General features: G+C 39.7%; 1 protein-coding gene. It reads left to right on the top strand.

What is annotated here, in order from left to right:
• Positions 1-896 (top strand): recombinase family protein (locus HMPREF9333_RS11980; protein ID WP_040883175.1); only part of this gene is annotated, 896 nt, incomplete at both ends.

Here is an 896-nt window from a genome sequence, read left to right as displayed (position 1 = left end):
ATTACCTACAAAGTCGGTCAATGTATGGAGATACTAAGGCAAAAGGGAGTTAGACTTATTGCCATAAACGACAATGTAGATAGCTTTTACAAAGACGATGATTTTACCCCTTTTCGAAACATTATGAACGAGTGGTATGCGAGAGATACCTCAAGGAAAATCAAGTCCACATTCAAAGCTAAAGGAGAGAGCGGAAAGCATACAGGAAGCAGTCCGCCCTATGGATATATTAAAGACAAGGACGATAAAAATCAGTGGATTATCGATGAAAAAGCAGCAGAAGTTGTCCGAAGAATATTCCATCTGACAATGGACGGAAAAGGACCCTATGCCATTGCAAGGGTATTAGAAGCCGACAAGATAGATATACCCGCCTATCATCAGCAGAAATTGGGATATGGACTACATCAAAGCAAAGTCTTTGAATATCCGTATCGTTGGTGCAGTTCCACGATTGCAAGTATCTTAAAGAAACAAGAATACTTAGGGCATACAGTCAACTTCAAAACCAGAAAGCATTTCAAAGATAAGAAAAGTAAATATGTATCCGAAGATAACTGGCTCATCTTTGAAAACACCCACGAGCCAATCATAGACCAAGAAACCTTTGATAATGTGCAGAGAATACGAGGAAATGTCAAACGCTATCCCGATGGTTGGGGCGAATACCATCCCCTTACAGGACTGATGTATTGTGCCGATTGTGGAAGTAAAATGTATGTGCATAGAACAAGCAACTACAAGAGTATTCCTTATTATACTTGCAGTGCCTATACAAAAGTACCTTGTGGAACACTTTGTCCATCTGCTCACAGGATAAAAGCAGAAGCAGTCTTAAAGCTCATTCAAAGCACCCTACAAGACATCAAGAAAAGCCTTGATGAAGATAATGAAGT

The sequence above is a fragment of the Johnsonella ignava ATCC 51276 genome (genome assembly GCF_000235445.1).
Taxonomy (GTDB): Bacteria; Bacillota; Clostridia; order Lachnospirales; family Lachnospiraceae; genus Johnsonella; species Johnsonella ignava.
This window is presented reverse-complemented; position numbering and strand designations above follow the sequence as displayed.